This is a genomic window from Microbacterium sp. HM-570, from assembly GCF_054165885.1.
This window is the reverse complement of the sequence record NZ_CM135111.1, coordinates 2,125,534-2,141,527: the sequence shown is the minus strand read 5'-3', so window position 1 is coordinate 2,141,527 and position 15,994 is coordinate 2,125,534. Positions and strand designations below refer to the sequence as shown.

Here is a 15,994-nt window from a genome sequence, read left to right as displayed (position 1 = left end):
GGCTCGTGTGTCCGTCAGCGGATCACTCACGGACGAGCTGCGCGCGCTGAGACCTCGCTGCCTCTTCTTCAGCGACGGTCCCTACAAGTTCCGCGATCTTCACGACGATGTCTCGCATCGGTTCCTCCGCCGTGCTGAACCCTCCACGAGGGGCAAGCGTCGGGCTCACCTGATCGAGTTCTTCGAATGTCACGCCATGCATAACCGGGACGAGAAGGCTTCGGCGGAGCAAGGCGCTCAACTCATTGCTCCCTATGCTCCGGTCGGCACGCAGCTTCTCAAGCATTGCGGGCGTCACCAGCACGATTCCCATGCGCGAGCTCTCCGGAGGTGAGGCCCAGCGCGTCAAGCTCGCGACCGAGTTGCAGCGTGTGCAGCGTGGAGACACGCTGTACGTACTGGACGAGCCGACGTCAGGGCTCCACTGCGCCGACACGGATCGTCTGGTCACGCATCTGCAGACGCTGGTCGATGCGGGCAACACGGTCGTCGCCGCCGAGCTGGACATGCGCGTTATCGCGGTGGCCGATCACGTGATCGATCTTGGCCCCGGCGCGGGCGACGCCGACGGGACCGTGGTTGCAGCTGGCACGCCTGCGCATGTCGCGGACAAGGGCGTCGGTGCTTCGGCGAGATACCTCGCCGCGGCATTGGAGGAAGCCACAGGCGTGACTCGATCGTGACGGCAGAACCATCGCGCGGGTACTCGCCGCACCGTCGCCGGTACCTCACCCGTGGACTATGCCAACAAGGGTGAGGTACCGGCGACGCTCGACGAGATCATGGTCTCAGGCGGGGAGTTTGGAGCCCAGGACGTCCAACTTTTCGATCGTGGGCTCGCTGAACAGTTTGCCGGTCTGCTCGCCGAGAGCGACCGCGACGGCGCCGGACAGGTGCGCGTCGCGGCCGGCGTCATCGGGGAACACGTCGAAGATCCCGAAGGAGGACGGGCCGAGACGGATCGCGAACCATGCGACGGTGGCCGGTTCCTCCTCGACGAGCCCTCGCCCGATGCCGAGGAATTCCTGGACCTCGTCTTCCTTGCCGGGCAGGGCCTCCACCCTGACAAGCAGTCCCTTCGTCACGCTCATGACATCACCTCTTCCTGGGTCGAATTACTCGCAAATTTCGCCACGACCGTATCGCAGAATGCGGACAGGTCATCGGGCGAGCGGCTGGTGATCAGGTTGCCGTCCACCACGACGTCCTGGTCGACGACGTCAGCACCGGCGTTGCGCAGGTCCGTGCGGATACTCGGGAAGGACGTCAAGGTGCGACCTTCGACCACGCCTGCCTCGATCAGCGTCCACGGCCCGTGACAGATCGCCGCCACGGGCTTGCCGCTTTGGACGAACTCGCGGACGAAGGAGACGGCGTCGGGGTCAACCCGGAGTTGGTCGGGGTTCACCGTGCCGCCCGGGAGAAGCAGGGCGTCATAGTGGGTGACAGAGGCGTCCGCGACCAACCCGTCAACGGTGAACGTGCCTGCTGCATCCAGATCGTTCTCACGCGCCTGAATCTCACCGTCATGGATCGACAGGACCTCGGTCTGTGCACCAGCCTGCTCCAGTGCCTCGCGGGGCTTCTCGAGCTCGACTCGCTCAACCCCGTCGGCGGCGAGGATGGCGACTCTCCTGCCCTGTAGCGTCTCGGTCATATCAGCTCGCCTTCTTCTCGGTCGACATGCCGGGCTTGATGAGGACCTTGGTCCAACCCTTGGACCTGGCGTCGAAGTTCTTGTAGGCATCGGCGGCTTGGTCCAGCGAGATCTCGTGGGAGACGATCCACGAGGGGGTCGCCTTGCCGGCCGCGATCAAGTCCCGCAACTGGCGGTTGTACCGCTTGATGGGGGCCTGTCCGCTTCCCATGGTCTGCCCCTTGAACCAATGCGTTCCGAAATCGATGGCCGCCTTTCCCTGCCTCGCGAGATCATCCTTGCCTCCAGGGTCCTGGGGGACGAACACACCAACGGTGCCGATTCCTAGTGTCCGTTGATTTCTATCCAGCGCCGCCATCCGGCGTCGAGCTCGTCGGGATGGTGATAGTCGGTGACCAGGCGCCCGAGCGGCACCCCATTCCACTCAGGGAGGGCCTTGACGTGCTCTTCGTGCAGGAGATCGTCGATCATCTCCATCAGGGTCAGGGTGCTCACTGTGCGCCTTCCTGCCGGATCGAGTCGCTGGCCAGGTCTTCGTAGGTGGTATCGCTCGTGATGACGATGGCGGGCCGGGTGTGGGCGCGGGCCAGGTAGAACCGCAGGAGTTCGGTCGCGAGTTTCCGGGGCAGTTCGTGGAGCGGATCACCGATGAGCGGTGCCGCGTTCTCGGCGGCTTGCCACGCCCATAGCGCCTGGTAGTTGGTCAGGTTCTGCGCATCGAGGTCGTAGCCACCCTCGATGATGCGCAAAGCGATGGTCGCGTAGCCGAGCGGGCTTGGTGTCAGGTCGATCGTTTCCATGCTCTTCCTCCTCGTTGTTCCCGGTGGGTGCCGGGGGCACGGAGTGGCCGGTACCGGTGGCGGAACGCAGTGCCCGGAGGGGGCGGTACCGGACTGAGCGAAGCGAGGGAGGATAAGGAGCCCCCGTAGGGAACGGAGTGATAGAGCCGGTTTAGGCTCGGAGGTCCCCGACACCCACGGGATTGAATCTGGCCGCGTAGCGGCTCGCCCAGCGGCCGTCAGGCCGGCTCTCCCCGGAGGGGTACGACGACTGGCAGTCGACGCGGGACCGCTCGGAAGTAGCTGTGATCAGTGGACACCTCCTCTGCGTGGTGGGAGGTTTAGGGCATGAGTAAGCGGGAGCGGATCGCGAGGACTGCTGCGATCTCGAACGGCATGGTCTGGTTCGGGTTAGCGACGTTCGTTGGGTTCTTCGCCGCGGAGCTCGCGCCTGCAGCTTTCACAGGCGGGTGGGTGAGCATCGTCGGCTGGATTCTGCTGACTTTGGCTGCACTCGGCTTGCTGATCATGGGGCTCCTCGAGCAGCGCACGATGCGCGATGCCCGGATCAGTTCGCGCACGGCGCCCTGAGAGGCGAGTCGGTGGTTACCGAGTAGCCTGGATCGTTCTCGGCCGGAGATTGGAGACCGGTCATTGGTGCTAACCGACGCTACGCGGCGCATTTTGATCGTTTGATGGACGATCGCATTCTGGAGAAGATCGCGGCCGAGTTCCCTCTGCAGTCGCTGACGGACCAGGAACGTCAGGCCGAAGAACTACCGATCACTCGCGATCCGAAACCCAAACGCTGCCGCGCCTGGGTGCGGTTTGGTCCGCACGCGATGCACGTCGACGCGGTGGTGGTGGCGTGGACCGATGACGCCTGCGGCGTGGAGTTCCAGGTGCGCGATCGCACCCTGCGCTGCTGGGTGTGGCGCAATGCTGTCACGCCCGTCTGACGGCAACGATGAGGGGGGCAAGGCTCGCCGCCTTGCCCCCTCATCGTTCGCTTTGATCAGCGGTGGTCCCGAGGATTTCGAGTAACGACAGCCGTGGCGTGTCCGAGGTCAGGTCCGATGTGGGTGGCGTCGATCACGCGACGGTAAACCACACCCGCGTCACCCTCGAAGGATGCATCTCGCTCCTTTCCGATCACGATCACGGCGTCGCCCTTGTGCAGGGATGCCACTGTGCCTTCGCCCAGCTCGAACTTGGCTTCGATGTCGTGCGCGAGCGGCTTGAGTCCCTCCACCCGCTCTCCCCCGCGATATTCGGCTGTGTTCTCCAGGACGGTGAAACTCACGACCGTGGTCTTGCCTGCGGCGCGTGACTCCGGGTCCGCGGCGAGGTTTCCGGTGACGAATCGAACGGACATGATTGCTCCTTCTCTCTTCAGCAATTGGCGATGAGCCGGTTAATCTGGTCAGGTTGAAAGCCGCTCCAGTGGTCCTGGTCTGAAACGACTACGACGGGGGCTTCTGTGTAGCCGAGTTCTTCGACCACGTAGTCACGAGCTGCGGTGTTCTCTCGGATGTCGACCACTTTGAAGGGCACTCCCTTCGCCTCGAGCACGCGCGTCGTCAGGGTGCAACGAATGCAGGTGGGACCGGTCGAATAGACGACCACTACCTGTTCGTTCATTTGCTCGTTCCTCTCCCCCACCAACCGTTTTTCTTTGCCTTCCGGCAGACAGAGATAAGACGGAGTGCGGAGCGTGCAGTGCGCACCATCTCGGGCGAAATAAGCCTGGAGGGCGCGTCCGCGATGGTGGGAACGGAGTCGCGAGAGCCGACGTATTCTCGCCAGCCGGAAAGGTCAAAGAACCGCATGTGCTGCGCCGTGTAAACGGCTCCACAGTGTGCTGTGGCGGTGTTGGTTTGCGTCATGAAGGTCACCTGATCGGTAGCTCAGTACCGTCGATCGGGGGCCTTCTACATTCGCCGGCACCGCCGCAGAGTTCCATCCCGTAGAGCGCGTAGAACGCTTCTGGGTTAACGAAGTCGACGTACTGCGCGAAGGCTCCTTCGTCTTGCGAGCGCACGAGGGTGTCGAGTTGGGGGTTCACGTTGCCGGCGACGTTGATGCGTAGGTCCAGGTGGCACCCGCCCGAGGGCCCGGAATTGCCGACGGCCCCAATCGGCTGTCCCGCGGTCACATCGTCTCCGACAGAGACGATGACGTCTTTCGGCCACATGTGGAGGTAGCCGAGGTCGTAGCCGTCTGGGTGCTTAATCGTGACCTGGAAGTCCCCGGTATAGGTGACCCGGCCTTCTTGGATCGCGTAGACGGGATCGTTGCAGTTGTTGGGCCAGTGCTGGAGGTCGATCGCGACGTGCCAGTTGGTCGCGCCGGGGATGTTGATCTCGCGCGGGCCGTAGTCGGAGGTCATGTTGTAGCCGTCCGCGAGCGGATATACGAGTTCACCGGTCGCGCACGTTCCCACGGCTCCGGAGAGGGCCGTGACGATCTGCTCGGTCGCAGTGCCGTACTTCTCATAGTGGAAGGGATCGGCGTTGCGTTGGACTTTGTGGATGGCGAGTGTGGGTTCCATCGTTGACCACCCCTCCACAAGGACGAGCCGGTTGTAGAAGAGGGTCGCCGCAGTGGTGGGGTTCATCCGATCTTGCGGAGTTCCCCAGCTGTCTTGCTGCTGAAAGAGGCCGATCGAGGTCGTCGGAGAACCGTCAGGGTTGCGGACCCCGTTGGTTTCCCAGTCGCCGTACTCGATGTTGACGAGGCTGGACTCCCCCATCGCTGTCATGACGCCGAGTACCTGTGCGTCGCGATCGAGCCCAAGATCGATCGCTGCATTCATGATGTAGGCGGCATTGAGGAGCTGATCAGAGTCATAGCCGGCTACGGGTTCCGTCAGCATCGCGTCGACGTTGACACGCGTCCCAGTTCCGGCTCCGCAGGCAGCCGCGGGCGACAGAACGAACAGAATGATGCCCATCATGATGGCGACGACAAGAAGCCGCGCACGATGACGAGGACGAGGCCAGCTGCGCCCATCTTCGTGTCGGTCACCTCAAGTCGCACCGGTCGTATGCGTTCTGGTGCCGCGACGGCCGCGAGACAGCACTGAGGTCACGCTCCCGATCGTCCCCGTTAGATCGCGTTGAGCGCGCGGCGAACGGTGCTCGGACTCACCCCGACGACGTTTGCGATGTGGGGAATCGAACGACCGTGAGATCGCAGCTCGGTAGCGATGCTGATCTTCTCGGAGGTCATAACCGAAGGCCGACCTGGACGGCGACCCTCCGCTGAGGCTACGCGGAGACCGGCCCGGACGCGGTCCCCGAGCATGGCACGGCGCACATCGTCGAGTGTGATCAGGTAGCTGCTTGCACCGGAAACGGCAGTAGGGGTGACGTCCAGAACGGGCTCGGCGATGGAGCGGAAGACAATCGATCCATCATCCAGCGACCGAAGAGTCGCGACCAAGTGGTTCAGGGTGTGGGAGATGCGTGCTGCGCTCGTCACCAAAAGGGTGTCTCCCGCGCGGAGTCTCGCCAGACACTCCTTGAGTTCGGGCCGGTCGCGCGGATGCCCCTTCCCCAGATCGGCGAAGACTTTCTGGGCGCCGTGCGCTTTCAGCACGGCCGAGTCCTCACCGACAGAAGCAGCGTCGTGCAGCGCACGCGTGTAGCCGACGATATGCGCTGTCATCGGCCGATCGCAGGGAGCTCTAGCCCGGGTTCTGGCACGGTCACGGGTTCGCTCGTGGGCAATGCCGCGCGCTGACGCCGTAGCGACTGTGCCGCGGCCGCAAGCCGAGACTCAAGTTGTGGGCCTGTGGTCGAGCTCGCGGGCAGGTTCATTGCCGGGACGACCTGGCGGAGAGCCGCCTGATGCAACTCGATGAGGAAGTCAAGGTCTGTGGCTCGCGGCGGTAGCGAGCGGGCAAAGTCTGTGATGCGGCGCAGCTCTCCCAGCCACTCGACTGCGGCTCGCTTCGTGGGTCCGCCGGCGCGGCCGCGATTGAACGAGTCGATCGAATCGACGGGCAGTACGTTTCCGGACCCGTCGAGCATCGTCACCTCTACGCTCGGTTCGGCGGAAACAGCGGCCAGCACGTCGCGGACATTGGTCCAACGTGCATCGTGGTCAGCGACGGATGCCTCGACGGCATCACCTGTCCGTTGGATCTGCCGAAAGTGTGCCGACGCGACAGCAAGCAATGATTCTGCACGCCGGGGTAAAACAACGACCGCTTGCACTTGGTAGCCCGCATCGAGGAACTGCTTTGCGACACCCAGCGCCGCGACGGGCGTGCGGAAGTCGCCTTCGACAATGAGAGAGCGTCGCACCTCACGGGCATGGGAGATCGCCGCACGCAGCCACTCAGCAACATCCGCGTTCACGCTCGCAGTCGATGTAGCGCCCGTCGCTACGACCGCAGCGTGAAGGGCGCGAAGTTCAGTCGATGAGAGCACCGTGGCGGTCGGCGAGACCTCGAGCGCACGCGCGATTGCTCGTCCCCGGCCGCTCCCCGGCCCCCCAGCGATGAGAGTGAGGTGAGGTGAAGCATCCCCATCCACGGGTGGGAAAAGTAGCGGCTCGATAGTGCGTTCGTATTCGTTGAGGGGATCTCTGTTGCGCCCGGCTGCGACGTCGCTCACGTGTTGCTCGCGACGTTTGAACCGCGTGATTCGAGTTCAGCCGTGAGCCGGTCCACAGCCGCACGATCGAACCCATCGACGGCGTTGGCCTGCGCCCGAAGGCTGATAACGGAGTCCACCGACGCACCGCTCTGTTGGGCCCGCTGAAGAAGCTGAGACGCGAGCGCGCTGGCACGCTCACGCATCTCGTCGTACGCAATGGCGTCGTTCACGCGCCATGCAGATTGGCCAGCCGCCATGTTCTCCGCCTCCTGGCGCGAGTTTAGCTGGCTAAACCGAAAAGGCTGAAGGCGGTATTTCGGCGTTCCTGTCCTTCGCCGTGATATCTAGCTTCCTCGCGGCGGTGTGCGGTTGTCAGGGGCACGGCGCCAGCCGTGTCGCGACGCGACGCGAAGCGCCCTTGACGGCCGCGCGCCGTCGCGTACGATCGCGGATCACAGGTCGAAGGGATTACTGACGTGTGAGAGAGGTGATGTCTCTGATGAATGCGCGCCGGTCGGCGGTGGGATCGGTGATGAGTCCAGCGATGCGCAACCGCCACGCCCCGCGCTCTGGCCCTTGCAAGCCGACGAGTGGCTTGATGCACCATGCGACATCCTCGCCGAGGGTGTAGCCCGGCTCCTCGGTCGCGCGCTCGGGGTAGTAGGTGAAGGCCGCAACTGCAACGCGCGTGATGGTCGCTTCGACGTCGGTTCTATCGATCATGCTGTTCCCTTCGTTTCGTGCTTGCAGAAGCGGCTGCGCCAATATTCTCGTTCCCCGCGATGCACAGGGCTAACTCGTGAGTTCACGTGAGGATCACACCAACGACGCGCATGGGGAGGAATCATCGCCCCATTCCTTCCCTCTGAGAGTTCGGGCCGGCGTGTGGTCGGGCGGCATCTGCTCGCTCGATGGCGCGGCGTTCGCCGATCCGGAGCCGTGCATTGATCTCGCGCGCGACGTCCTCCATGCGTTGCTCTTCGGCGGAAAGCCGGCCCGCAACATCGTGTCGGAGTTCGGGGTTGCGGTAGGCGTAGTGGGCGGTGCGGGCGCGGTAACAATCGCGTTGCCATTCGTCGAGGAGACGTTGCGGCGTGCGACCTTCGTCGCGGAGGGCAGCGACCGCATCCGCCTCCCGATACCGCGCGAAGAACAGCGTGGCGCTCTCGAGGTTGGTGTCGCGTTCGATGGATGTTGTGCGGTGTCGCCTATGCGGTGGAAGCCCGGCCTCGATGCGGCGGCGTTCTCGTGCCTTCCAGGCGCGAGCCGCCGCGAGTTGGCGGTCCTTGTTTGCCGCGTAGTACTCGCGCCTTCTCGCCTTGATCTGCTCGGCGTTGCGTTCGTAGTGGCGGCGCGCGTTTGCCTTCTTCTGCTCCGGGTCGTCCCGATACTTGTCACGGCGTTTCGCCGACTGTTCTTCTCTATGCCGCTCACGCCACTCCGCGTTCGCACGTGCGCGCTCCTCGCGATACGCGTCGGGATCTGCGGCCTTGCGTCGAGCAAGGTAGTCACGCTGGTACGCACGGCGTTGCTCGATGTTGGCGTGGTAATAGTCGCGGGCCTTCTTCGCGTTCTTCTCGCGGCGCTCTTCCTCACGCCGCTTCTGCTCCGCCGCGCGGCGGTTGCGGTCCACCTCCCTCCGATTTATCCGCTCGCGGTTCACGGCGTCATAGTTCCTCCGGTATTCGCGAATGTGATCCTGATTGTTCTGCCGCCACTGCCGTTTGTACTCACGGGTCCGCTCGCGCGCCTCCTCCGATTCCTCCACTGGGCATCACCGCCCGATCCTGGCCATGAACGTGGGAGCTGGACGGGCTGCTGGCGAATGGGTCGTGCCTGCGCTGGCGAGCCGGTCGATGAGATCGGGCCGGAACCCCGACCAATGGTGCTGTGGCTCATCGTCGACGATGACCACAGGGGCCTCGCTGTACCCAAGGTCTTCGGTGATGAACTGGCGAGCGGCCAGGTTGTTCGCATCCGTCACGTCAATGACGGTGAATCGGATGCCGGTCGCCTCCAACTTGTGGATCGTCAGCCGACACCGCTGGCAGGACGATCCGGTCGAGTAGACGGTCACGGAGAGCATCAGGTCAGCCCCCGCGCCGTTACATCGACAGCCGACGTCCCGATCCTCGGCACTCCTGAAGTTGCAGAGTCCGGGGCTCCTGCAGCGGCAGAGTTCGGAACTTTCGAAGTCCCAGAGTGCGTACGTTCCGAAGTCACGGACCGCAGGAGTTCGTCCTCGCTGTCACCGACAAGCTGATCCGCGTTCGCCAGCAGCAGGTCGATCGCAACGCGGACGAGCGTGTTCTCGGTGATCCGCTCCTGACGGTCGGTGCGGCGTCGCATCAGTGCGCGGGCGAGTTGGGTGAGCGCGACGTACTGGTCCTCTCGCACCCGAGTTTCTTTGCGGGTGAGGCGGGCGTATTTCGCCGCACCCCGCGCGGGCGGAGACGTTTTCGCCGCCGTCTCATTGGCCATTGCGCGCCCGGGCGGCGGGGTAGGTGACGCGACGCGCCCTCGGGCGTCGCCAAGTTGTCCTGCGAGATCGATCTTGCCCATCATCACCACCTCGAGTGCAGTCCGGATGGCAGGTAAGACGTGAGCTCGAACCCGACGCGCGTGATGTCAGCGATCGATCCCTCGGTCCGGCGAGTGTCGGTGAGGTTGGTTACCAGCCGACCGAGCATTGGCGCGTGCGCGTGAATCAGGTACTGGCGCAGGTAGGCCTGGAAGGTTGGCAACCCGAACGACTTCTGCAGGACCGTTTGCCATTGCTGGTACTGGCCCGAGATACGCCCGTCAACGCGGTTCAGCAGCACCCGGTAGGGCAGTCCGCGAGGTTCGATCAGGCGAGTAACCGTTCGGACAGTCGGGTCGATCGCCATCGGCTCAGGGACGACCGGAACGATGACGTAGTCCGCCGCATCGAGGACAGCTTCGAGCGTGCGTGTGTCCTCGAGGCTGCCGGGCGTGTCAACGACGACGAGGTCGTACAGATCACCCAGATCCCGGAGTCGAGTGAGCACCGCGGGGTCGTGGTCGTCAGCAAAGTCGAAGGGAATGTGTTCGGCCATGTTCTGCGCCCACCACGTGGTCGAACCCTGCGGATCGACATCAACGACCAGCATCCGATACGTCCTGGAGAGGTGAGCCGCGAGTTGCATCGCAACCGTCGTCTTGCCGACCCCACCCTTTTGGTTGGCTACAGCGATGATCTTCACGATGCGCCTACGCAGTGCCGAACTTCGGAACGTGGGATGTGTCGGAGAACGGAAGTCCCGAGGTTCGAGAGTGTCGGAGTTTCGACGCCAGCGGTCCCTCCCCGTAGTCGGGTAGCCAGGATCCGCGGATTTGCCGTTCGGTGTTCCCTTCTCTGTTCACCTCCCTGATCTCTCACTACTAGTGAGACACCAGACCGATAGGCGTGGGACGTGACGCCGATACCCCTCTCGGCGTGAGGCCGATACCGACCGGACAAGAGACCGACGCCCGCTGCCGGCCCTATCGGTGTCCTGTCCGGACGCGGCCCGGCGATGGCCGGCCATCGGACGGTGCGCCGACATTGTGGATAGTGCCGTTCGCTGCTGCGAATCTCCGGCGATGCATCCACGCCTGATCCTTCTCGCGGTACTCCTCGGGAACCGCGGGGAACCGGTAGATGCTCGACAGCCACCGACCGTCGACCCGCCGGTCGCGTGCGATGTGCACCAGTCCCGACTCGCCAAGCACCTTCACGACGCGTTGCACCGTTCGCACGTTCAGGCAGGTGCGGCGAGCGATCGTCGCGTACGACGGATATGCGTACCCCTCTGCGGCGCTCTCCAGCTCTGCGAGGCACAGCAACACGAGTTTCTCGGCGGGTGATAGCGGAACCCACGGGACATCCTCCGGCCCTGCCGGTGCATCCGTTGCGATCCTGGGACGATTGTCCGTCTCCCAGGCCCAGTTGCGTGCGCTCAGGCTCATGGGCAACTTCTGCCGTCGGCATCCATATGCACGTCACGACTCACACGCCCTCGGACGCGCCGTTGCGAACCGACGCTTCGACCCATTCCTCCAGCTCATCCAGCGCGTACACGATGGTCCGGCCGAGCTTCCGATACTGCGGACCCTTCTTCTCGTATCGCCACATCGCGAGCTTGCCTCTCGTCACGCCAGGCAGCATCGCCACCACCTCGTCCGGGCTCAGGAACGTGTGGGCGAGTCCCGTTCGTGTGGTGTTCGTCGTGCTCGTCATGATCCAACTCCTTTGCGTATACCCGACAAGGTTTGACGAGAGTGAATCAGATGTGGCAGACTGCGTCAAGGTTATACATGCACATTCGTGACGCGGAGAGGCAAACTGAGGAGGTGATAGTCGACGTGCGAACACTCGAAGGCGACCCCGTCACGTGGCGTGACGCCACCCTGCTCATCGGGTCCGCGTTACGCATCGTCCCGGCATTCCGGGCGACCGTCGAAGAGGCGGACCTGCCATACGACACGACAGTGCAGGCGCGCTTCGACCGAGATCTCGGCCGCTATCGCGTTACCTCCGTCAATGTCGTCATCGCCGAGCCGGACGGCGAGATCAACGGATCAGCGCTGCGCCGCGTGCGTGTCCAAGAGATCGTGCAAGCGGCGACGCCTTCATGCATTGCAATCTCGTTTGATGACGGCAACGACCCAACGCCCCTGAGCGAACTCACGACCACCGAAGGTCGCCTCATCCCCGAGTGGATGGCGGAACAAGCCCGCCAACGCGCCAACAAGGACGCGCGCATGGATCTCGTTGAGTTGATCTACAGCGCCGCTGCTCTATCAGGGCAAGCACCGACCAAAGCCGTTCAGGCAGAACTCAACGTCCCTTACCGCACCGCCGCGGACTGGATCTCCAAGGCCCGCACCGCAGGACGCCTCGAAGGCATGAGCTACATCGCCGGCCGACAGGCGGATGGGTAGCGTCCACGCTTACAACACCAAGAGCGGCAAGCGATATCGGGCCCTGTACCGACGTCCCGACGGCTCGCAGGGCCAGAAACGCGGTTTCGCGACGAAGCGAGACGCTCAGCTGTACGTCGGAAGCGTCGAGACAGCGAAAGCCCTCGGCGACTACGTCAATCCCACTGACGCAAAGGTCACCGTCGACACGCTCGGGACAGATTGGCTCGCCAACCGACGTTCAGACCTGAAGCCGTCCACGTTTCGGTCGATCGATTCGGCGTGGAGGATCCACGTGCAACCGAAATGGGGAAACCGCGCGGTCGGTGGCATTCGCCACTCTGAGGTGCAGACCTGGCTGTCAACGCTCGCTCGCACGCACAGCGCCACCACCGTGCTGAGGGTGCATGGGGTTCTGGCGAGCATCCTCGACGTCGCGGTCCGCGATCGGCGGATCACGATCCATCCGGCCCGAGAGCTAAAGCTCCCGAAAAAACTGCGAAAAGCGCGCGCCTACCTGACACATCGTCAAGTGACGCAGCTCGCGAGCACGGCGCGCTACCCCACGCTGATCAACCTGCTCGCATACACGGGCCTCCGGTGGGGCGAGGCGACCGGTCTACGCGTGAAGCACGTGTCTTTCGAACGGCGTCGACTGTTCGTCGAAGAGAACGCCGTCCTCGTCAACGCCGAGATACACGTCGGGTCTCCCAAGACGGGTAGGTCCCGATCGGTACCGTTCCCCAACTTTCTTGCCGAGGACCTCCGACAGTTGTGCAGCGGCAAACGTGCTGATGACATCGTCTTCGGCGACGGCTACCGGCACATGAGACTTCCTCAATCTCAAGACGGGTGGTTTGCTGCGGCTGTCAAGCGAGCCCGAACTGCCGATCCGACGTTCCCGGTCATCTCGCCTCACGACCTCAGACACACTGCGGCAAGCCTCGCGATAAGCGCTGGCGCGAACGTGAAGGCCGTGCAACGCATGCTGGGCCACGCCTCCGCTGCCATGACTCTGGACACCTACGCGGACCTGTTCGACGACGACCTTGACCGCGTTTCGCAGGCGCTCGATCAAGCTCGTTTCGATTCAACTGTTGCCAATCCGTTGCCACAGGACGGCTAATCGATCAAGAAAGCCCCCGAGAATCCGCGTAATTACGGGGTTCTCGGGGGCTTTTGAAGTGGCGGTGACGGTGGGATTTGAACCCACGGTAGGGGGTCACCCTACACAACTTTTCGAGAGTTGCACCTTCGGCCGCTCGGACACGTCACCGCCGAATAGCTTACGTCCCCGCGGGTCCACCCGCCAATCGCACGAAATCACAGCACCCCGCCTCACTCCCCCGCGAAAGCCCTCGGCCTGCTTGACCTCACTCGCCACCCGCACTCCGTAGCGGTAGGAGAGCTTGCCGCCCAGCCATCCCGAAATGCTCAACACCAACAGACTCAGGATGCTGACGACAAACGTCCCGACCGGGATCTCGTCCGTGGTGCTGCGGAAGAACAGCTGCACGGCGTATGCGCCGCAGACGGTGATGTTCAGGCCCATATGGAACGTCGCCGTACTCGCGGCCTGCGTGCGGTCGGGGATTCGTAGGTAGTCCAGCACGCCGAAGAAGATAGCGGCGATGCTCCCCAGCACGCCGATCACGATCAGCACACGCGACCCGATCGCGAAGGGCTCGGGATCGGTCGAGACGAGTCCGATGATGTCGAAGACGAGGCTGGCGATCCACGCGCCGATCGGGATCGTCACGGCGATCGGATGAAACGGATGCCCGTAGGGCCCAGCCAGAACAGTAGCCGGACGCTTCGCGGGCGAGATGTCTTCATCGGGCATGCGTACCTCCTGAGCGGGTGAAGATTCGGTTCACGGCAACGGTTCGAGACCCTCGCGCTGGGTTTGCTCGTCCGCGACGCGAACACCGAAGGTGTGCGCGAGCTTGCCACCGAGCCAACCCGAGATGCTGAGGATCGCGAGGCCGCCGATGCTCAGGATGACCGCCAACGTGGAGACGCCTTCACTTGAGCTGCCGCTGCCGCTGCCGCTGCCGCTGCCGCTGCCGCTGAAAATGTCGCCGCGCAGAAGCAGGCTCGCGAGGAAAATGCCCATCGCGATCAGGTTGAGGATCATGTGCGTCGTGCCCGTGGCTCGGGCGGGCGTGCCGCGCGGGATGGTCAGCCAATCCAGAAACCCCAGGACGGCGGCGACGACCGCGACGATCAGCCCGATGAGGATCAGGATCCGTGCCCCCATCACGAACGGTGCGGGTGAGGACTGCGTGATCGCGATGAGGTCGAACACAACGCTCGACACCCACGCCCCGATCGGGATGATCACGGCAATCGGATGAAACGGGTGACCGTACGGGCCGGCGATCCGGGTGAGCGGGTACTTGGCAACGGGGCGCGGTGGACTGTGCATCGGGGCCTCCGAGACGAGTCATGCAGCGAACGAGCAACGCGGAGCGAAGCCAGGTGAGGTGACGAGATTACGGTCGACCCCGTGGGTTCCCATCGGGGGTTGACACGGTCGCCGTTCTGCCGCATCGTGGGCGATCGGCCGCGCACCACATCTGTCCGCGAACTCGCCTGCTGCCGCCCAGTCGGGGTTAGGTTGTCCCCATGGCTGCCCCGATGACCCGCCAACAGCGCCTCGTTCTGACAGTCGCCGTCCTCGCGTCCTTCGTCGCCTTCCTCGACGGCACGGTCGTCACGGTGGCACTCCCCGCAATCGACCGCGAACTCGGCGGCGGGCTCACCACCCAGCAATGGGTCGTGGATGCCTACCTCATCACCCTCGGCGCGCTCATTCTGCTGGCGGGTTCGGTGAGCGACGCATTCGGACGCATCCTCGTGCTGCGGATCGGCCTGATCGGCTTCGGGATCGCCTCGGTCGCGATTGCCGTCGCGCCCGACCCGATCGTCCTGATCGTCGCCCGTGCGGTCCAAGGCGCCGCAGGGGCCTTCCTCGTGCCGAGCTCGCTCGCCCTCATCACCTCGACCTTCCGCGACGCCGCCCAGGGCCGCGCCATCGGCATCTGGACCGCCCTGACGACGTGCGCCATGCTCACGGGTCCCGTCATCGGCGGCGTGTTCGTCGACCTGTTGTCGTGGCGACTCGTGTTCCTGATCAACGTCCTGCCTATCGTAATCACGCTCTGGCTGCTGACGCGCCTCACGCATCGCGACGTTCGGCGACCGGATGCCTCGATCGATTGGCTCGGCGCGGCGCTCTGCACCCTCGGGCTCGGCGGGTTCGTCTTCGCCCTCATCGAGCAGCCGAACCTGGGGTGGGGGTCCCCCGGCATCCTGATCCCGGGCATCGGCGGTCTCGCCCTGTTCATCGCTTTCCTGCTGCGCCAGCGCACCGTGCGGTCGCCGATTCTGCCGCTCGATCTGTTCCGCGTCCGCAACTTCTGGACCGGCAACGTCGCAACCACTTTCGTCTACGGCGCGCTCAGCCTCAACGGCTTCGTCGTCGGCGTCTACCTGCAGCAGGGTGCCGGCCTGAGCGCGACGCTCGCGGGGCTCGCGAGCCTGCCCGGGACTATCCTGCTCATCCTGCTGAGCTCTCGGGTGGGAGCTCTGTCGGGCCGCCTGGGTCCGCGGTTGTTCATGACCGCCGGACCCCTCGTGATGGCGGCGGGCGCGCTCCTCCTTCTCACCGTTCGCGAAGACTTCTCGTACTGGACGCAGGTACTGCCAGGCATCCTGGTCTTCGGTCTCGGTATCTCGCTGACGGTTGCTCCGCTGACGTCGGCCATTCTCGGAGCGATCGACACGGAACGGTCGGGTATCGCCTCGGCCGTGAACAACGCCGTTTCGCGCGTCGCCGGGTTGATCGTGATCGCGCTGCTGGCGACGATCGTCGGCGGATCGCTCGACCTCGACGGTTTCCACCGAGCGGCGATCGTCACGGCCGCGCTCATGGCGATCGGCGGCGCGGTGTCGTTCCTCGGCATTCGCAATCCGTCCCGCGCCGCAACCGTCGCAGACGAGTCATCCGAATCCACCCGTTAGTTCCG

25 protein-coding genes, 1 tRNA gene and 2 pseudogenes are annotated in these 15,994 nt (G+C 64.2%); 6 read left to right on the top strand and 22 right to left on the bottom strand.

Features of this window, described 5'->3' with window-relative positions; genetic code table 11:
* Positions 1 to 22 precede the first annotated feature (22 nt).
* Complete coding sequence (locus tag ACT9TC_RS10195) at positions 23 to 313, bottom strand: hypothetical protein (protein WP_206494301.1); 291 nt, start codon at positions 311 to 313, stop codon at positions 23 to 25.
* Between ACT9TC_RS10195 and ACT9TC_RS10190 the strand changes: the two are divergent.
* Positions 309 to 683 (top strand): annotated as a pseudogene (locus ACT9TC_RS10190) (excinuclease ABC subunit A); the annotation flags it as partial. The gene ACT9TC_RS10195 and the pseudogene ACT9TC_RS10190 sit on opposite strands and share 5 nt — an antisense overlap.
* Positions 684 to 788: 105 nt before the next feature.
* Here ACT9TC_RS10190 and ACT9TC_RS10185 read toward each other — a convergent pair.
* The 5 genes from ACT9TC_RS10185 to ACT9TC_RS10165 form a co-directional block, all read right to left on the bottom strand.
* The gene (locus tag ACT9TC_RS10185) at positions 789 to 1,091 is read right to left on the bottom strand and encodes a putative quinol monooxygenase (RefSeq protein WP_206494300.1); all 303 of its coding nucleotides are present in this window, start codon (positions 1,089 to 1,091) and stop codon (positions 789 to 791) included.
* The gene (locus ACT9TC_RS10180) at positions 1,088 to 1,657 is read right to left on the bottom strand and encodes a DJ-1/PfpI/YhbO family deglycase/protease (protein WP_206494299.1); all 570 of its coding nucleotides are present in this window, start codon (positions 1,655 to 1,657) and stop codon (positions 1,088 to 1,090) included. Before ACT9TC_RS10180 ends, ACT9TC_RS10185 begins: the two co-directional genes overlap by 4 nt.
* Before the next feature lies 1 nt (position 1,658).
* A complete protein-coding gene (locus tag ACT9TC_RS10175; RefSeq protein WP_458040404.1) occupies positions 1,659 to 1,868 on the bottom strand; it encodes a hypothetical protein in 210 nt (69 codons plus the stop codon).
* A gap of 113 nt (positions 1,869 to 1,981) precedes the next feature.
* On the bottom strand, positions 1,982 to 2,152 hold the full coding sequence (locus ACT9TC_RS10170) for a hypothetical protein (RefSeq protein ID WP_458040403.1): 171 nt from the start codon (positions 2,150 to 2,152) through the stop codon (positions 1,982 to 1,984).
* On the bottom strand, positions 2,149 to 2,457 hold the full coding sequence (locus tag ACT9TC_RS10165) for a hypothetical protein (RefSeq protein ID WP_458040402.1): 309 nt from the start codon (positions 2,455 to 2,457) through the stop codon (positions 2,149 to 2,151). Before ACT9TC_RS10165 ends, ACT9TC_RS10170 begins: the two co-directional genes overlap by 4 nt.
* Before the next feature lie 327 nt (positions 2,458 to 2,784).
* Here ACT9TC_RS10165 and ACT9TC_RS10160 point away from each other — a divergent pair, with 327 nt between their 5' ends.
* Positions 2,785 to 3,027 carry a hypothetical protein gene (locus ACT9TC_RS10160; RefSeq protein ID WP_458040401.1) on the top strand — a complete coding sequence of 81 codons (243 nt, stop codon included), beginning with the start codon at positions 2,785 to 2,787 and terminating at the stop codon, positions 3,025 to 3,027.
* A 104-nt stretch (positions 3,028 to 3,131) separates the two neighbouring features.
* A complete protein-coding gene (locus tag ACT9TC_RS10155; protein WP_458040400.1) occupies positions 3,132 to 3,395 on the top strand; it encodes a hypothetical protein in 264 nt (87 codons plus the stop codon).
* 56 nt (positions 3,396 to 3,451) lie between these two features.
* Here the strand turns inward: ACT9TC_RS10155 and ACT9TC_RS10150 are convergent, their stop codons facing one another.
* From ACT9TC_RS10150 to ACT9TC_RS10090, 13 genes are all read right to left on the bottom strand, one after another.
* Complete coding sequence (locus tag ACT9TC_RS10150) at positions 3,452 to 3,811, bottom strand: hypothetical protein (protein WP_458040399.1); 360 nt, start codon at positions 3,809 to 3,811, stop codon at positions 3,452 to 3,454.
* A gap of 17 nt (positions 3,812 to 3,828) precedes the next feature.
* Complete coding sequence (locus tag ACT9TC_RS10145) at positions 3,829 to 4,077, bottom strand: glutaredoxin domain-containing protein (protein ID WP_458040398.1); 249 nt, start codon at positions 4,075 to 4,077, stop codon at positions 3,829 to 3,831.
* 250 nt (positions 4,078 to 4,327) lie between these two features.
* Positions 4,328 to 5,392, bottom strand: a complete 1,065-nt coding sequence (locus tag ACT9TC_RS10140; RefSeq protein WP_458040397.1) for a M23 family metallopeptidase — start codon at positions 5,390 to 5,392, stop codon at positions 4,328 to 4,330.
* A 152-nt stretch (positions 5,393 to 5,544) separates the two neighbouring features.
* The gene (locus ACT9TC_RS10135) at positions 5,545 to 6,105 is read right to left on the bottom strand and encodes a recombinase family protein (RefSeq protein ID WP_458040396.1); all 561 of its coding nucleotides are present in this window, start codon (positions 6,103 to 6,105) and stop codon (positions 5,545 to 5,547) included.
* Entirely contained in the window at positions 6,102 to 6,977 is an 876-nt protein-coding gene (locus tag ACT9TC_RS10130; RefSeq protein ID WP_458042913.1) for a zeta toxin family protein, read from the bottom strand. The genes ACT9TC_RS10135 and ACT9TC_RS10130 overlap by 4 nt, the downstream gene beginning before the upstream one ends.
* A 77-nt stretch (positions 6,978 to 7,054) precedes the next feature.
* The gene (locus ACT9TC_RS10125) at positions 7,055 to 7,270 is read right to left on the bottom strand and encodes a hypothetical protein (RefSeq protein WP_458040395.1); all 216 of its coding nucleotides are present in this window, start codon (positions 7,268 to 7,270) and stop codon (positions 7,055 to 7,057) included.
* A 238-nt stretch (positions 7,271 to 7,508) separates the two neighbouring features.
* Entirely contained in the window at positions 7,509 to 7,763 is a 255-nt protein-coding gene (locus tag ACT9TC_RS10120) for a hypothetical protein (RefSeq protein ID WP_458040394.1), read from the bottom strand.
* Positions 7,764 to 7,884: 121 nt separating this feature from the next.
* Entirely contained in the window at positions 7,885 to 8,673 is a 789-nt protein-coding gene (locus ACT9TC_RS10115) for a hypothetical protein (RefSeq protein WP_458040393.1), read from the bottom strand.
* Positions 8,674 to 8,814: 141 nt separating this feature from the next.
* The gene (locus ACT9TC_RS10110) at positions 8,815 to 9,126 is read right to left on the bottom strand and encodes a glutaredoxin family protein (RefSeq protein WP_458040392.1); all 312 of its coding nucleotides are present in this window, start codon (positions 9,124 to 9,126) and stop codon (positions 8,815 to 8,817) included.
* Positions 9,126 to 9,437, bottom strand: coding sequence for a hypothetical protein (locus ACT9TC_RS10105; protein WP_458040391.1), 312 nt, complete (start codon positions 9,435 to 9,437; stop codon positions 9,126 to 9,128). Before ACT9TC_RS10105 ends, ACT9TC_RS10110 begins: the two co-directional genes overlap by 1 nt.
* A gap of 167 nt (positions 9,438 to 9,604) precedes the next feature.
* Positions 9,605 to 10,264: an AAA family ATPase gene (locus ACT9TC_RS10100; RefSeq protein WP_458040390.1), complete on the bottom strand. Its 660-nt coding sequence runs from the start codon at positions 10,262 to 10,264 to the stop codon at positions 9,605 to 9,607.
* A 280-nt stretch (positions 10,265 to 10,544) separates the two neighbouring features.
* The gene (locus tag ACT9TC_RS10095) at positions 10,545 to 11,009 is read right to left on the bottom strand and encodes a helix-turn-helix domain-containing protein (RefSeq protein WP_458040389.1); all 465 of its coding nucleotides are present in this window, start codon (positions 11,007 to 11,009) and stop codon (positions 10,545 to 10,547) included.
* A 40-nt stretch (positions 11,010 to 11,049) separates the two neighbouring features.
* Positions 11,050 to 11,280 carry a helix-turn-helix transcriptional regulator gene (locus tag ACT9TC_RS10090; RefSeq protein ID WP_458040388.1) on the bottom strand — a complete coding sequence of 77 codons (231 nt, stop codon included), beginning with the start codon at positions 11,278 to 11,280 and terminating at the stop codon, positions 11,050 to 11,052.
* A 125-nt stretch (positions 11,281 to 11,405) separates the two neighbouring features.
* Between ACT9TC_RS10090 and ACT9TC_RS10085 the strand changes: the two genes are divergently transcribed.
* Both ACT9TC_RS10085 and ACT9TC_RS10080 read left to right on the top strand, forming a co-directional pair.
* Entirely contained in the window at positions 11,406 to 11,984 is a 579-nt protein-coding gene (locus ACT9TC_RS10085) for a hypothetical protein (RefSeq protein ID WP_458040387.1), read from the top strand.
* Positions 11,977 to 13,089 (top strand): tyrosine-type recombinase/integrase, encoded by a 1,113-nt coding sequence (locus tag ACT9TC_RS10080; protein ID WP_458040386.1) that lies wholly within the window; start codon positions 11,977 to 11,979, stop codon positions 13,087 to 13,089. The genes ACT9TC_RS10085 and ACT9TC_RS10080 overlap by 8 nt, the downstream gene beginning before the upstream one ends.
* A gap of 59 nt (positions 13,090 to 13,148) precedes the next feature.
* Here ACT9TC_RS10080 and ACT9TC_RS10075 read toward each other — a convergent pair.
* From ACT9TC_RS10075 to ACT9TC_RS10065, 3 genes and pseudogenes are all read right to left on the bottom strand, one after another.
* A tRNA-Ser gene (locus ACT9TC_RS10075) sits at positions 13,149 to 13,239 on the bottom strand.
* 162 nt (positions 13,240 to 13,401) lie between these two features.
* Positions 13,402 to 13,806, bottom strand: a pseudogene (locus ACT9TC_RS10070) (DUF2231 domain-containing protein); the annotation flags it as partial.
* A 30-nt stretch (positions 13,807 to 13,836) separates the two neighbouring features.
* Positions 13,837 to 14,391, bottom strand: coding sequence for a DUF2231 domain-containing protein (locus tag ACT9TC_RS10065; RefSeq protein WP_458040385.1), 555 nt, complete (start codon positions 14,389 to 14,391; stop codon positions 13,837 to 13,839).
* Between the two features lie 200 nt (positions 14,392 to 14,591).
* Between ACT9TC_RS10065 and ACT9TC_RS10060 the strand changes: the two genes are divergently transcribed.
* Positions 14,592 to 15,989, top strand: coding sequence for an MFS transporter (locus tag ACT9TC_RS10060; RefSeq protein ID WP_458040384.1), 1,398 nt, complete (start codon positions 14,592 to 14,594; stop codon positions 15,987 to 15,989).
* Positions 15,990 to 15,994 lie beyond the last annotated feature (5 nt).

Coding starts and splice junctions, on each gene's coding strand:
- ACT9TC_RS10195 (WP_206494301.1), bottom strand. CDS start 313: ATGGGAATCGTGCTGGTGACGCCCGCAATGCTTGAGAAGCTGCGTGCC.
- ACT9TC_RS10185 (WP_206494300.1), bottom strand. CDS start 1,091: ATGAGCGTGACGAAGGGACTGCTTGTCAGGGTGGAGGCCCTGCCCGGC.
- ACT9TC_RS10180 (WP_206494299.1), bottom strand. CDS start 1,657: ATGACCGAGACGCTACAGGGCAGGAGAGTCGCCATCCTCGCCGCCGAC.
- ACT9TC_RS10175 (WP_458040404.1), bottom strand. CDS start 1,868: ATGGGAAGCGGACAGGCCCCCATCAAGCGGTACAACCGCCAGTTGCGG.
- ACT9TC_RS10165 (WP_458040402.1), bottom strand. CDS start 2,457: ATGGAAACGATCGACCTGACACCAAGCCCGCTCGGCTACGCGACCATC.
- ACT9TC_RS10160 (WP_458040401.1), top strand. CDS start 2,785: ATGAGTAAGCGGGAGCGGATCGCGAGGACTGCTGCGATCTCGAACGGC.
- ACT9TC_RS10155 (WP_458040400.1), top strand. CDS start 3,132: ATGGACGATCGCATTCTGGAGAAGATCGCGGCCGAGTTCCCTCTGCAG.
- ACT9TC_RS10150 (WP_458040399.1), bottom strand. CDS start 3,811: ATGTCCGTTCGATTCGTCACCGGAAACCTCGCCGCGGACCCGGAGTCA.
- ACT9TC_RS10145 (WP_458040398.1), bottom strand. CDS start 4,077: ATGAACGAACAGGTAGTGGTCGTCTATTCGACCGGTCCCACCTGCATT.
- ACT9TC_RS10140 (WP_458040397.1), bottom strand. CDS start 5,392: ATGATGGGCATCATTCTGTTCGTTCTGTCGCCCGCGGCTGCCTGCGGA.
- ACT9TC_RS10135 (WP_458040396.1), bottom strand. CDS start 6,105: ATGACAGCGCATATCGTCGGCTACACGCGTGCGCTGCACGACGCTGCT.
- ACT9TC_RS10120 (WP_458040394.1), bottom strand. CDS start 7,763: ATGATCGATAGAACCGACGTCGAAGCGACCATCACGCGCGTTGCAGTT.
- ACT9TC_RS10110 (WP_458040392.1), bottom strand. CDS start 9,126: ATGCTCTCCGTGACCGTCTACTCGACCGGATCGTCCTGCCAGCGGTGT.
- ACT9TC_RS10095 (WP_458040389.1), bottom strand. CDS start 11,009: ATGAGCCTGAGCGCACGCAACTGGGCCTGGGAGACGGACAATCGTCCC.
- ACT9TC_RS10090 (WP_458040388.1), bottom strand. CDS start 11,280: ATGACGAGCACGACGAACACCACACGAACGGGACTCGCCCACACGTTC.
- ACT9TC_RS10080 (WP_458040386.1), top strand. CDS start 11,977: ATGGGTAGCGTCCACGCTTACAACACCAAGAGCGGCAAGCGATATCGG.
- ACT9TC_RS10065 (WP_458040385.1), bottom strand. CDS start 14,391: ATGCACAGTCCACCGCGCCCCGTTGCCAAGTACCCGCTCACCCGGATC.
- ACT9TC_RS10060 (WP_458040384.1), top strand. CDS start 14,592: ATGGCTGCCCCGATGACCCGCCAACAGCGCCTCGTTCTGACAGTCGCC.